Source organism: Stieleria sedimenti (genome assembly GCF_025060895.1).
Classification (GTDB): domain Bacteria; phylum Planctomycetota; class Planctomycetia; order Pirellulales; family Pirellulaceae; genus Stieleria; species Stieleria sedimenti.
Genome location: NZ_JANZKV010000128.1, coordinates 14,939 through 28,386 on the forward strand (window position 1 = coordinate 14,939; position 13,448 = coordinate 28,386).

12 protein-coding genes and 1 tRNA gene are annotated in these 13,448 nt (G+C 59.9%); 11 read left to right on the forward strand and 2 right to left on the reverse strand.

Annotated elements, in window-relative coordinates:
• The first annotated feature begins 30 nt into the window (after positions 1-30).
• The 4 genes from NZK35_RS16840 (at position 31) to NZK35_RS16855 (ending at position 6,031) form a co-directional block, all read left to right on the forward strand.
• Complete coding sequence (locus tag NZK35_RS16840) at positions 31-1,284, forward strand: M48 family metalloprotease (protein ID WP_259633700.1); 1,254 nt, start codon at positions 31-33, stop codon at positions 1,282-1,284.
• A 337-nt stretch (positions 1,285-1,621) separates the two neighbouring features.
• Positions 1,622-2,068: a hypothetical protein gene (locus NZK35_RS16845; RefSeq protein WP_259633701.1), complete on the forward strand. Its 447-nt coding sequence runs from the start codon at positions 1,622-1,624 to the stop codon at positions 2,066-2,068.
• 19 nt (positions 2,069-2,087) lie between these two features.
• Entirely contained in the window at positions 2,088-3,350 is a 1,263-nt protein-coding gene (locus tag NZK35_RS16850; RefSeq protein ID WP_259633702.1) for a leucine-rich repeat domain-containing protein, read from the forward strand.
• Between the two features lie 386 nt (positions 3,351-3,736).
• Complete coding sequence (locus NZK35_RS16855; protein ID WP_259633703.1) at positions 3,737-6,031, forward strand: hypothetical protein; 2,295 nt, start codon at positions 3,737-3,739, stop codon at positions 6,029-6,031.
• Positions 6,032-6,058: 27 nt separating this feature from the next.
• Here the strand turns inward: NZK35_RS16855 and NZK35_RS16860 are convergent, their stop codons facing one another.
• Entirely contained in the window at positions 6,059-6,274 is a 216-nt protein-coding gene (locus NZK35_RS16860) for a SlyX family protein (protein WP_259633704.1), read from the reverse strand.
• A 161-nt stretch (positions 6,275-6,435) separates the two neighbouring features.
• On the opposite strand from NZK35_RS16860, the gene NZK35_RS16865 reads away from it, so the two are divergent.
• The 4 genes from NZK35_RS16865 to NZK35_RS16880 all read left to right on the forward strand — a co-directional run bounded on the left by NZK35_RS16865 (position 6,436) and on the right by NZK35_RS16880 (position 11,555).
• Entirely contained in the window at positions 6,436-7,506 is a 1,071-nt protein-coding gene (locus NZK35_RS16865; RefSeq protein WP_259633705.1) for a pyridoxal-phosphate-dependent aminotransferase family protein, read from the forward strand.
• A gap of 188 nt (positions 7,507-7,694) precedes the next feature.
• On the forward strand, positions 7,695-9,140 hold the full coding sequence (locus NZK35_RS16870; protein ID WP_259633706.1) for an FAD-binding oxidoreductase: 1,446 nt from the start codon (positions 7,695-7,697) through the stop codon (positions 9,138-9,140).
• Positions 9,133-10,284, forward strand: coding sequence for an FAD-binding protein (locus NZK35_RS16875; protein WP_259633707.1), 1,152 nt, complete (start codon positions 9,133-9,135; stop codon positions 10,282-10,284). Before NZK35_RS16870 ends, NZK35_RS16875 begins: the two co-directional genes overlap by 8 nt.
• Entirely contained in the window at positions 10,284-11,555 is a 1,272-nt protein-coding gene (locus NZK35_RS16880; RefSeq protein ID WP_259633708.1) for a (Fe-S)-binding protein, read from the forward strand. The genes NZK35_RS16875 and NZK35_RS16880 overlap by 1 nt, the downstream gene beginning before the upstream one ends.
• A gap of 266 nt (positions 11,556-11,821) precedes the next feature.
• Here the strand turns inward: NZK35_RS16880 and NZK35_RS16885 are convergent, their stop codons facing one another.
• Positions 11,822-12,136: a hypothetical protein gene (locus NZK35_RS16885; RefSeq protein ID WP_259633709.1), complete on the reverse strand. Its 315-nt coding sequence runs from the start codon at positions 12,134-12,136 to the stop codon at positions 11,822-11,824.
• A gap of 466 nt (positions 12,137-12,602) precedes the next feature.
• Here NZK35_RS16885 and rpsU point away from each other — a divergent pair, with 466 nt between their 5' ends.
• The 3 genes from rpsU to NZK35_RS16900 all read left to right on the forward strand — a co-directional run.
• A complete protein-coding gene (gene rpsU / locus NZK35_RS16890; protein WP_094417928.1) occupies positions 12,603-12,797 on the forward strand; it encodes a 30S ribosomal protein S21 in 195 nt (64 codons plus the stop codon).
• A 173-nt stretch (positions 12,798-12,970) separates the two neighbouring features.
• Positions 12,971-13,044: transfer RNA gene (locus tag NZK35_RS16895), tRNA-Val, on the forward strand.
• A gap of 219 nt (positions 13,045-13,263) precedes the next feature.
• On the forward strand, positions 13,264-13,448 hold a 185-nt coding region (locus tag NZK35_RS16900; RefSeq protein ID WP_259633710.1), incomplete at its 3' end, for a hypothetical protein.

The following is a 13,448-nucleotide window of genomic DNA, read 5'->3' on the forward strand; positions in this document are numbered from 1 at the left end:
CTTTCCCCCCGGTTTTTCAACACTCACCCGATGCAACTCTATTACTTCCTGGCCGTCATTCTTTCGCTCAGTTTGGGCTCGCTACCGGAATCGAACCAGCTGTTCGGCCATGCGGTCGGATTCACCGGGTTGGTGATTGTCGCGTGGTGGGGCCTGTGTTACCTGGCGGTCCGGATGGTCGCCGGGCTGATCGACAAGGGGGAAGTCGACGCAACGTTGGGGTACGATTGGTTTGATCGTCAAACCGAGTGTTTTCGCTGGTTCTCGCTGGGGCTGATCGTGCTTTGTCTGGGCGGATTCGGGCTCGGCCGGAACTTGGATCGGTTGCCGCTGACACAACACTCATTGGCGCTGCAGTCGATCATTTTGTTGTTTCCCGCGATCGCGATGATGGCCGGATTGTGGGCCGGGGAGTCGCTGTTTGCGGCGCGGATGGGTGTGGCTCGTCGAGGATGGTGGCCGACACTGACGTCCACGTTTTCGGCTCTACGATGCAGCGTCGGTTGGCTCGTCGCACCGATCATCGGCTTTCTGGCGATCATCGACCTGATCTCGTTGACAGCGGTCGGGGACCAGATCCCGAACTGGGCGGCGTGGATCGCGTTGGTGGTCGTGATGGTGGCCGGCATCCCGATCCTGGTGCGGCGAGTTTTTCCGACCCGTCCGATCGATGCTGCCACCAAGCAATGGATTCAATCGGTCGTCAACTCCGGCGGCATCCGGCGTTGCAAGATTGTGATGTGGGACACCAATCATCAAACCCACAACGCGATGATCGCCGGCCTCTTCGGGCGTTTTCGCGTGTTGCTACTGAGTGATCGCTTGGTGCGAGACCTGACGCGAGAGGAACTGGCGATGGTGATTCTGCACGAAGTGGCCCACGCCAAACGGTATCATGTGCCGCTGCGAATCTTGGCCCTGGTCCCCGCCTGGTTGCTTGGGGCGGGGCTCGAACGGGGGCTGATGCATGATTCCATGCCGGTTTGGGCGGCGGACTGGGCGGGCACGCTGGGCAGTGTGCTCAGTCTGGTGGCGACCGTCGTGATCTTGCGTTGGGTCAGTTATCGCAGTGAATTTGATGCCGACACGGTGGCCTGTTTGTTGGCGCCGGCCGTTTCACGCTCGTGCGATCGGGTGCCGACGACCGAGTCGGACGCACGCCGGCAACTCGCTTCGGCGCTGCTGCGTGTGACCGAAGGTTACGCGGGGGCACGCAAGCCGACGTGGTTGCATCCCGGCATCGCCGATCGGATCAACGCCTTCTCGCCTCCCCAAGTGGCGTAAGCTTCCAGCTTGCGACCCTTCGACAGGCTTGCCTGTCGCATCTGGCGTACGCTTCCAGCTTGCGACCCGTCGACAGGCTTGCCTGTCGCATGTGGCGTACGCTTCCAGCTTGCGACCCTTCGACAGGCTTGCCTGTCGCATGTGGCGTACGCTTCCAGCTTGCGTCCCGGCGACGGCTCGGCGTCCAAACCTGCCGACCCCGAAATTCGCCGATTTTTTGCCTTCTGATCGCAGTCAGTATTGGTTTTCTGTGGAAAATTTGCCTATGTTGAATCGTTCACGGCCGGGCAACCGGTCCGCCCATTGATCGATTCCAAACCCAAAATTGAGTCCAGACATGAAACGATTTCTAGCCTCCGCGGCCGCCGTTTTGCTCGTCGCGACCGCTACCACGTTGACTGCCGACGTTGACCTGAAAGACATCCAATGCGTGGTGGCGAAAAAAGCCGCTGACGTCAGCAAGTCAGCCGACTACAAAGACGCCAAGGTGTATTTCTGCTGCAACGGTTGCGCCGGCAAGTTCGCCAAGGACACCGAGAAGTTCGCCGTCAAAGCCAACCATCAGTTGGTCGCGACGAAGCAGTACGTTCAAAAGAGCTGCCCGTTCAGTGGCGGTAAATTGAACGAGTCGACGGCGATCAAACTGGCCGGCACCGAAGTCGCATTCTGCTGCAATAATTGCAAGGGCAAAGCGGAGGGCGCCGAAGATGACGAAGCCAAGTTGAAGCTGATCTACAACGACAAAGCGTTTAAGAAGGGCTTCGAACTGGCGAAGAAAGAGTAGTCGCTCGTTGTCAAGTTAGATGCGATATCGCCTTGTCGTCCACCTCGACCCGTTGACGGCGATCGCAGTGTTTAACGCGGCGTTGCTGTTGATCGGCATCGCCGCGTTTTTGTTTTACCTGGTCGTGCGCCGCAGCAGGCCGTTGGCGGACTGGGCCAGAAGGCATCGCAGATCGTTTTGGGTTGCCGGCACGGTTTATCTTGCCTCGATCCTGATCACCGCCTACTTCCAAACCGGTTGGTATCGTCACGGGATCGGCCTGTTTGTTGCCGGTCTTTCCGGGCTGATCTGGACGGTGTTCGTTGCCGCCGTCGCGGCTGAACGCACGATCCGTTTGCAGACGTTGCTGTGGCTGACGTTCTGTCTGTCGCTGGTCTTTGCAGGCTGGACGACCGGCATCAATCGGTCCCGCAGTCGGGCCCGAATGATTCGCGCGATTGAAGCGGCCGGGGGCAGCGTCATCGTGGATCGGCAGCGGAAACGCGCCCCCGAAGTTCAGTTGCCCAAGTGGTCCTTCGCATTGTTTGAGACCAGTTGGGGTCACGTCAGCCAAGCGACGATTCCGGTTGAAGTATTCACGCCGAGCGCCGTGCGATCATGGTGCCTGGACGAAGTCACAGCGATCTATTTGTTGGACGAGAAGAACCAACGGGCGGCCGTTGATGCCGATGCGATCGCCGCGCTGGATCAAAACGGCCAGTTGAATGAGTTTGCAGTCTACGGTGGAACCATCGACCCGCGTGGGCTTCAGTTGCTGACGAGATTTTCCGCCATCGAGTCGCTGGCGTTTGATTGCGATCACTCCCCATTGGATAGCCAGATCACACAGTTCACGAAGCTGGAAAACCTTTCTCTGACCAACCCCATCGTCGATGACGTCTTCATCGAGCGGATCGATGCGTTGCCAAAGCTCTATCATCTCGCCCTGACCGATCCGGTTTTTGCGTCCGCGTTTGCGACTTCGGCGACACCCTCGGTAGAGATCGTCTATGTCTCAGGCGGCAAGATCGAGACGGGCACCCTGTCGGCGCTGGGAAGGTTCCAGGGGGCACTGGCGTTGTCTAGCTGTCGGTTGAGCCTGTCTCGGAATGAGCCCCCGGACATGCCCGAAACGATCGGAATCGGCTTCTATCAGTGCAATCTTAACGATGAGATGTTGATGCAGTTCTCTGCGCTACCCAAGCTCAAGTGGCTGTCGATCCATACGGGAAACGTCACGCGATCTGGGCAAGAAGCATTTCACGCGTTGCAGCCGGACGTGGCGATGGATTTTGTTCGGTAAAAATCTTTCCACCGATCTATTGGTGGCAAAGCTTGTGGTGCGTCAACTTTTTAACTGAGGGTGCCGCGGAAAAGGGGTCAGGTACCAAAAATGCGAAGCACCCTTCGGGCCATTGGGTCGACGTATTCACGCCACCGGCAGATGCGGTTTGGCACATTCCTGTCAGATTCCACCGCTCTTGTTTTGCCACGGTGCCGGTCGATTCGCTATGGTGTACGGATCTTATCCCGCTTTTTGAACGATGTGCACGAGACAACCTGCGAGCCATGATGTTCAGCCGACCCTTGACTCGACGCTTGGAATTGAATTCGGGGCCACGGTCTGCCGGGCGACCAGCCCGACGATCGCTGATCGCGTTGGGGCGACGTTTTTCGATCGCTTGTTTGATGTTAGTGCTCTCGACCGGCGCCGCCGCGATCGCAGACTCAACTACGTCTGATTCGCCCACCGCTCCTGCTCCGACGGTGAATTCAGCGGCCGTCGGTTCCGACCAGACCGATGCCGCGGCGCGGACGATCCCCAACAAACTGGATCAGCTGAAACGCGAAGTCGACGCTCTGCGGGAAGCCTATCAGGGTTGGGGATTGAATCGCAGGATCGAAGTCTTTGAGACGGTGCGGGATGAACCTGCGACAGCGAGCGACCGTTCGATCGACTGGTCGAAGCAGACCCTCACTTACAGTTGCGTCGACGACTTCCTGCGACTGGGCGAGCGGTTTCGGGCGGAACGTCGAGAACCGGCCCTGCAGAAGATGATCTTTGCCTACGATGGTCAAGTCGGACGGATCCGTTCTCTGCACGGTGCCATCAACCGCCCGCTGTCGACCAACATCAACGCCTATGAACGCAACGGCGCGCCGAGGTTACCGCACGGCGTGCTCGTCGAGTATTACTACTCGCGGCATCTCGATTGGCTGCTACTGGACGACTACCAGACCCGATTGTTTCCACCACAAACGGTGATCGGTGAACCCCAAGTCGAAGAGGTCCAGCTTGATGGCCATCCGTGCTGGAAGGTGCGGTGGTACGGCATCAACAACGAAGACTTGGATGTGATGACCGGTTGCGAGGTTTACTTGGCAAAAGATCGCTTCCTGCTGCCGCTCCGTCAGATCTACGAGACTCCGGCCGGCGATCGGTGGCCGGAACGGAAGACGATTCACATCGATACATTTCAAAAGGATTCGGCGACCGGATTGTGGTACCCCGAACAGGTAACGACTGCCAGGCAATGGAGTTCGCAAACGCAATGGAACCGGATTCATTTTGAGCTGGATGATCGATTCGGCGAGGCGGAGGTTTACTCCCACGCACCGGTCGTCGCCCCGCAACACTCTAGACCGCCCACTGCGGTCGTCTCCCAGTTTGCCCCGGCCGCCGTGTTGACCGAACTTTCCGGCCCCAGCGCAAACTCGATGGTGGTCCGCCGCGCCTTCGAACCCAAGACCGCCGGCGGAAGTTCGATCGGGTTGCTGCTGTTTTTTGCCACCCTGGCGATCTGGTTCAAAGCGACGCGTCTGGGTCGCGCGCTGCGGCAGTTCCTCGGTCGACATCCGACGTTCATGGGGCTGAGCGGGATTTCGTTGACGGCCTGCGTCGGCTACGTCAGTTCGTATCCGCCCGGTTGGACGACGTACGGTTTGTCGATGATGTTTGCCGGACTGTTCGGACTCGCCTGGATCACGCTGACCTTCATGCTGATCGGTGAAAAACAGGTTTCTATTCGGACGGCTCTCTTCGCCGCCGCCTGCACCGCACTGTGTTTCGGCGGCTACAGCAAGGGGATCAAGCGAATCCAAGTTCGCCAGCGGATGATCAGTGAAGTCCGCGACTTCGGCGGACGCGTCGAGATGGGGCTGTGGCATCTCGATGAGGAAGGCTTGTACCTTCCCAACCGACTGCGCGAGTTGTTCGGTGAAGCCTGGTCGGGGAGGGCAAATCGAGCCGCGATTTCCTACGAATCCTTCTCCGAAAAGAACATCGACCGTTGGTGTTTGGATGAAGTCAAATGGCTCGGTTTGGCGTCGCGAGAGGAAACGGCTTTCGAAGTCGACGGCGACGCGCTGTCTCGGCTCGGTGCGACCGACACCCTGTGGACGCTGCATGTCGAAGGCGGTTACATGGACGGCGAAGCGCTGACGGCGGCGGCGAAGTTTCCGCGGCTGATCGACCTGCACTATGACTGCCAACACCGCGCGGTTGCCAAAGAAATTGCACTGCTGGGCCAGCTGGAACGCGTCTGGTTGACCAACGCGGTCGTCGATGATGAATTGATCCAGTCCCTCCGCGGCATCAAAAATCTGGATTTCGTGACGCTGATCAAGCCGCGTTTCGGAAACTGCGATCGCCCCCATCACGATTGGAGCATTGACGGGGTGGAGGTGCAGTATGCCACCGTCACGCCGCGAGCCGTCAACACGCTGGGGCAGCTCTCAACGAATTTGACGTTCGTCGATTGCAACGTCCAACTGCCCGCCGCAGCCGAAGTCGCGTTGTCATTGACGACCGGTTTTTCGTTTCGCGACAGCAACCTGGACAACCGATCGTTGTTGCGGCTGACCAAAGCGCCCCGTTTGTTGTCGGTCGGCTTGACCGGCACCGACGTGTCGATCGACGGCATCGAAGCCTTCTCACAGCTTCGCCCCGAAGTCGCCTTGGCGTTGCGATCACCGCGCGAATGATCACCCGTTTCCCAATCGTGTGGCGGTTCAATAGTGTGGCGGTTTTTCATTGAGCGGATCCGCGGTCGGTTCGGTTGCATGCTTGATGCGGTCAACGGTCTGCTCCCACTTGGCGATCCGTTTGTTGACGCGATCCAATAACAACGCTTGCTCGGTCACGACATCGTTGAGCACGTCGTATTGACGCTGCAAGTGGGCCAATTGGATCTCCAGGTGGGTGATTCGTTCGATTTCGTTTTTCATCGGTAGCGGTGTCCCGTGTAAAGGTGACGCGATCAGGAGGTTCGGCGGTCGAAGCCGAGACGGGTTTCGCGTAGAATTCTCAGCCATGTCTTTGCCAGCCAGCCCTTAACCTGTCAATATCCAAGATGGTCTCTCCACTTCATCCTCGACAACGATTGCTCATGGGACCCGGCCCCAGCACGGTGCCGGCGCGTATTTTGCAAGCGATTTCCGCTCCCACACTCGGGCACCTCGATCCCCAATACATCGGGTACATGGATGAGACCTGTGAGATGATTCGACAGGTCTACCGCACCCAAAACTCGCTCACCTTTCCCGTCTCCGGGACCGGAATGGCTGGGATGGAAGCGATTCTGGTCAACTTGTTGGAACCCGGCGACGAAGCGATCGTGATGATCAACGGGGTTTTCGGCGGCCGCATGAAAGACAACATGGAGCGTTGCGGCGCGACCGTTCATGCAGTCGAGATCCCTTGGGGCAAATCGTTCACGCTGGACCAATTCGCCGAAGCCGTTGCGGCCCACCCCAAGGCAAAAATGCTGGGCGTCGTCCACGCCGAAACCTCCACCGGTGCCCTGCAGGACCTCAGCGGCGTCGGCGACTTGTTGCACGACGCCGGAATGCTGTTCGCCGTCGACGCGGTCACCTCGCTGGGCGGCCACGACCTTCGCGTCGACGAGTGGGGCATCGATGCGATTTATTCCGGAACGCAAAAATGCCTCTCCTGCCCACCCGGGTTGTCTCCCGTCTCGTTCTCCGACCGCGCGATCGAGCGGATCGAAGCGCGATCGACCAAGTCCCAATCCTGGTACTTGGACGTTTCGATGTTGAAAAATTATTACACCGGTGGCGGCGGACGGGCGTATCATCACACCGCGCCGATCAACATGGTCTACGCGCTCCGCGAAGCCCTGGCGATCGTTTTGGAAGAAGGCTTGGAAGCACGCATCGCACGCCACCGTGAAATGCACGAACTGCTCCGTGATGGGCTGCAAAAACTGGGGCTGTGTTACATCCCGGATCATTCGCTCTGCACACTCAATTGCGTCACGGTCCCCGAGGGCGTCGACGAAGCCGCCATCCGCCGACGCCTGCTCGATGAGTTTGACATCGAAATCGGCGGCGGCCTGGGGGTGTTCGCCGGTAAAGCATGGCGAATCGGACTGATGGGCGAATCCGCCACCAAAAAGAATGTGCTGACCTTGCTCGCCGCGTTGCAAGCCTGTCTTTAGCCCAATACCACAAAGTTGAGCGTCGTTTCCTCGGGTTGTGGCCCGTAGGCTCGCGACGGACGACTGATCATCGTTTGACATCAGCCGGTTCGCGCCAGCGTCCGGGCCCTGTCATTGATGTTAACCTAGCCAACAAATCAAACAGTTCCGACGATTCCCCACGCTCCCTTCCCAACGGTTTGATTGCCATGCCATCGGTCGATCTGCAAACGCTTCGCGACCTGCTGCCGCCCGGTCGGCTCAGCGACGACGCTGCGTCGCAGGCGGCGTTTGAATCGGACGGGCTGACCGCGTTTCGCTGTCGGCCACTGGCGGTGGTGATCCCGCAAAACGAAACCGAAGTCGTCCAGACGGTGCGTTGGTGCGATCAGCACGCGGTGCCCTTCGTCGCACGTGGCAGCGGCACCAGTCTCTCCGGCGGGTCGATGCCCGTCGCCGGCGGCATCGTGATTTCGCTCAATCGGTTGCGACAGATCATCAAGGTCGATCCCGACAATCGGATCGCGGTCGTGCAGCCCGGTGTCATCAATCTGCACGTTTCGGCGGCCGCGGCGCGACACGGCTTGTACTACGCTCCGGATCCGTCCAGCCAAAAAATTTGCACGATCGGCGGCAACATCGCGTTCAATTCCGGCGGCGCCCACTGTCTGAAATATGGCATGACATCCAACCACGTGATCGGGATTCGTGCGGTCACGGCCAGCGGGGAGATCGTCACGTTCGGCGGCGAGTCCCTGGAATCGATCGGACCGGATTTCACGGGGCTGTTCTGCGGCAGCGAAGGATTGTTCGGGGTCGCGCTGGAAATCACACTGCGTCTGCTGCCCAAACCGGAGTGTTTTCACACGGTGTTGGTCGGTTACCGATCCCTGCGTGCGGCCGGCGACGCGGTCTCGGCGGTCATCGATTCGGGGCTGTTGCCCGGGGCGATGGAAATCATGGAAGCGCTCGCGATCGAAGCGGCCGAAGCCGCTACGCAGTGCGGTTACCCCAAGGGTGCCGCCGCCGTGTTGATCGTCGAATTGGAAGGACCACGCGAAAAGATCGAAGCCGAAAAGAAGCAACTCGAATCGATCATCGCCGCGACCGACGCCTTCGAAACGGTTGTCGCCGCCGACGATCAGCAGCGCGACGGGATTTGGGCCGGTCGCAAAAGCGCCTTCTCAGCGGTCGGAAAACTGAGCCCCGATTTTCTGGTCCAAGACGGCGTCGTTCCGCGCAAGCGTTTAGGCGAAGCTTTGGAAGCGATCGAAGGCTTTTCCAAAGACTCGGGGCTGCGTGTGGCCAATGTCTTTCACGCCGGTGACGGCAATTTGCATCCGCTGATTTTGTTCGATGATTCGGTCGACGGTGAATTGGAACGCGCCGAAGCACTGGCCGGAAAAATCCTCGACCTGTGTGTCCAGATGGGCGGGTCGATCACCGGCGAACACGGTGTGGGGATGGAAAAACGCGAGTTTCTTCCCAAAATGTACGACGAACCCACGATGGAATTGATGCACCGCTTGAGAGCCGCGTTTGATCCCCAGACGATCGCCAACCCCGGGAAAATGTTCCCCGGCGCCGAAGCCCCCGCGCTGTCGAGCCACGGATTGCACCCGCTGGAAAAGGCCGGGGTGATCAGCCGTGAGTGAATTCGTCGAGGTCGAAACGATCGCAGCCTTGCAAGAGTTGGTCCGCCACAGCGAATCGATTCTGGTCGTCGGCAATCGCACCAAGCCGGCGCTTTCATCGGTCACTGCGCCGACCCAACTGGTCAGCACACGCTCGCTCTCGGGGATCATCGAATACGAACCCTCGGAGTATACGTTCACCGCGCTGGCGGGAACGAGGCTCGCCGAAATCAAGGCGGCCCTGGCGGCGAAAAACCAGTACCTGCCGTTCGATCCCTTTCTGACCGAAGCCGATGCGACGGCTGATGACAACGCGGCGGCTGGGGCAGGCGCGACGATCGCCGGCACGCTGGCCGCCGGGATCAGTGGTCCCGGTCGGCATCGCTACGGCGGCGTACGTGATTTTGTCTTGGGCGCCCAATTCGTCGCCGGCGATGGAAACCTGATCCAGTCCGGTGGGAAAGTCGTCAAGAACGCCGCCGGATTCGACATCCCGAAACTGCTGGTCGGCAGCTGCGGCCGCTTGGGCGCGATCACCGCATTGACCTTCAAAGTCTTCCCGCGGCCGTGTGAATTCCACACCTATCGGTTGCAATCCGCCGACCACGAAGATGCCTCGCGGCTGATCGCAGCGCTGGCGCGAGGCCGATGGGAACTGGACGCGATCGATTACCGATCCGAGTCCCGTTCGATCTGGATCCGCATCGGCGCTGCCAAAGCCGTCTGTGATGCGATCGCGACAGACATCAGTCGCTCTCTCCAAACGCACACCGTCGAACCGATGACCGATGAACAAGCCGTCCAGTCGTGGGCACCACTGATGCAGCTTCGCTTTGGCGGGTCAAATCGACGCTCCATCGTCAAGATTCCGATGGTGCTGCAACAGATGCAGCGACTGGCAACGTGGTGCGACGACCGCAGCGACAAAGTCTCCTTGCACGCCAGCGTTGCCGGCAGCATCGGCTGGCTGGCCGTCGCCGACGACATGCTCGCAGACGTCGATACGTTCCTGGTGGACGCGTCGATGACCGGCTTGGTCATCCGCAGCGATCAGGATTCAACCGGTCGCTGGATGCGGGGCACACGACGCTCCGCCCCGATTGACCAAAAAATCAAAGAAGCGATGGACCCGCCGGGACGTTTCCCCAACCTGGGAGGTGAATGATGCGACACGAGATCGAAACGTCCCGGCACGGTCCGATGGGCCAGACGATGGCCGACGCGGTGAGCACCTGTGTGCACTGTGGTTTTTGTTTGTCGGCCTGCCCGACGTATCAAGAGCTGGGGCGCGAGACAGATTCCCCCCGCGGCCGGATCATTTTGATGAAGGAGGTGCTCGAGGGCACGTTGCCGATCGAGACCGCGGCTCCGCACATCGACGCTTGCCTGGGTTGCCTGGCGTGTGTCCCGGCCTGCCCTTCGGAAGTGCCCTACGGTGATTTGATCAGCCCGTTTCGAGCCATCCATGAATCCAAACGTCGGCGCACGCTCGCTGATCGTTTCAAACGCACGCTTGCCCAGTGGACGCTTCCCTATCCGAGACGGTTCCGCTTGGCAGCCCTCTCCGGGCGATGGGTGAAACCGCTCGCGCGATGGATGCCCGGCCCGATTCGAGTGATGCTGGAACTGCTGCCCGAATCGCTTCCCAAGGCGGCGCCGCTGCGTGAAGTCTACCCGGCGATCGGCCAGCAACGTGGACGCGTCGCGTTGTTGGCCGGATGCGCCCAAACGGTGTTGGATCCCGACATCAACACGGCGACCATCGAAGTGCTCAACCGAAACGGGATCGAAGTGATCGTCCCGCAGTCGCAAGGGTGCTGCGGAGCGCTGTCGTGGCACGTCGGGAATCTGCAGCAAGCACAAACATTCGCCAAGCAGAATCTGGACGCCTTTCCCAGCGACATCGATGCGATCGTGACCAACGCCGCCGGTTGCGGCAGCGGGCTGCACGAGTACGGATTGATCCTCAAGGGCACGCCCGATGAAGCCCGTGCGGTGGAATTTACCAAACAGGTATGTGACGTCTCGGTGTACCTGACCGGGCTTGGCGAGCTGGCACCGTTTCCAGCGTCTGCGGCACAGCAGACGGTCGCGTATCACGACGCCTGTCACTTGGCCAATGCCCAAGGGGTTCGGTCGCAGCCGAGACGTCTATTGGAACGGGTGCCTGGGTTGACGTTGGTGGAGATCGCCGACGGACACCTGTGTTGCGGTTCGGCCGGAACCTACAACATCGACCAGCCCGAAGTCGCCGATTCGCTCGGTCGCCAAAAAGCGGACAACGTGGTGGCGACCGAAGCGGACGTGGTGGCGATGGGCAACATCGGTTGCTTGACGCAGATCGCCAACCACCTGCGCCGCCGCGGGTCACCGATCCGGCCCCGACACACGATGCAAGTCCTCCGCGACGCCTACCGGGCCTCGTCCCCTGGGTAAAAACATTCCGCCCCGAATCATCCCCTCGTGACAAGGCTCCGCCTGGTCACGCACGGCACCGGAGGCTCCCGCCTCTCCACCCCCGCCACCTCGACGTTGGCGTGAACCGGCTGAATTCATCGGCACTCCCGCCATTTAGCAACGCACGGAAAATACGTGGGATAGGCTTCCAGGCTCGTCGATGCTGAACTGACAGGCTGGAAGCCTATTTACACATCAAGAGAGCCGACGGTCGCCACGAATCCTTGTCGGCAGCCCCACAACCGCTATGCCCAGTCGTCGGCCGGCTCGAAGTCATCTCCGTCGTCATCCTGCAGCCCGTCGTTCTCCAAGGCTTCTTCTTCAAGAGCGAGGTTGAGGGCACGGAGGCGTGCGGCGACGTCTCCCACGGGCTCCTCGGGAGTGGATTCGCCGGCCGGATTTGCCCCGGGCTCGAGCCCCTTGAGGACCTCGGAGAGCTTGGCGTCCAGTTCGTCCAGCTTGCCTAGCACGTCGTCCTGGCGTCTTTCAAGTTCCCCCAGCAATCCACCCGGTTGCGACTCAGCGGGTTCGTCGTCGAAGTGATGTGGGGGGACGGCCATCGGCAAGAACTTTCGATGCGGGGACGAGGGGTCTAGCAAAGCGAGCGAACGAAGCGGTCGCACCGTTGCCATCGGACGAAACGGGGAGGGATCGTTCGTGCCGCTCCAAACAAACCAGTCAGCTCAACTGGGCAAAGATTGCCGGTTATCGGGGCTCTGCCGGATTTCCGGCCGGTTGCCAGGGCGGCGGGAACGGCGGTGTTGAGTTGTGCGTTCCTGTCGCGCCCGACGGCGAAACACAGGGGCGGCGGGGGGAAATGCCAGAAACCGTGGGAAATCTGTTCGATCCGAAAAGGATGGCCGTTGCGGGAGTGGTATGCCGATCGTTACACTCCCGCGTCTCTCAATCGGCCCCTGCGCGAAATCCACCCAAGTGTGGCTGACGGCACACTCTGGGGGGCCGATCTGGGTTTGGTAGCGATTCCAAGTCAAAATCAGAGGTTCTAACGATGCAGATGGAGAAACAATGGTTAAGTTGATGGTCCGTGACAGCGAAACAATCCAAGAGGCAGTCCGAAGATTCCGAAAATTGGTCGAACGCAGCGGAATCAAAAAAGAAATGCGTCGCCGCGAGCATTACCAAAAACCCAGCGAGATTCGTCGCCGCCAGAAGATCCAGGCGGAGCGACGCAACAAGCGAGCCCGGATGCTCGGCCGCTAATTGCGACCGAGGAAAACGTTGCCCGTTTTGGCGGAATTCTGTCACCGCCCGGCAATTCCTGGTCGATCCTATCCACCAAACCCCGGGCGTCTGAAACGCCCAAGGTCGATGCGACTCCACCGCGCCACAGCCGCGTCCCCTGCTGGCCCGTGGCGACAATCGCATCCCTGCAAGGGCGTTTAGCTCAGTTGGCTAGAGCACCTCGTTTACACCGAGGGGGTCGGGGGTTCGAGTCCCTCAACGCCCATTCCTAAGTCGTGATCCAGCAACGACTTATGGCTTCAGCTTTACGGGCCCCTACGGCCGAAAATCATGGGTCCCTACGTGGGGCCCTAAAATGTAATTTTTCATCGGCGCGTTTTGGAAAATGCGTGGCCGATAACTGCCGCGGCGCGATGAAAAGCGAGTATCGTGCGGTAACTGCGCCGTGCCATAGGCTCGTAGGGCAATCAAGCATCAATCCGATGTGGCAGCCAACACAAATGTGGACATTTCGCGGTTTGTGGTCGGTGGAGAAGTGGGCTGGACCAAACGCCGATGCCAAAGTGATCACGGCGAGGTCGAAAAAACGTTTCAACACTCGATCAGCGTCCGCTTGGCACGCTGGACTTGGTTCACCGGGACTACGCGGCTAGCGGGCTGTCGATTTAG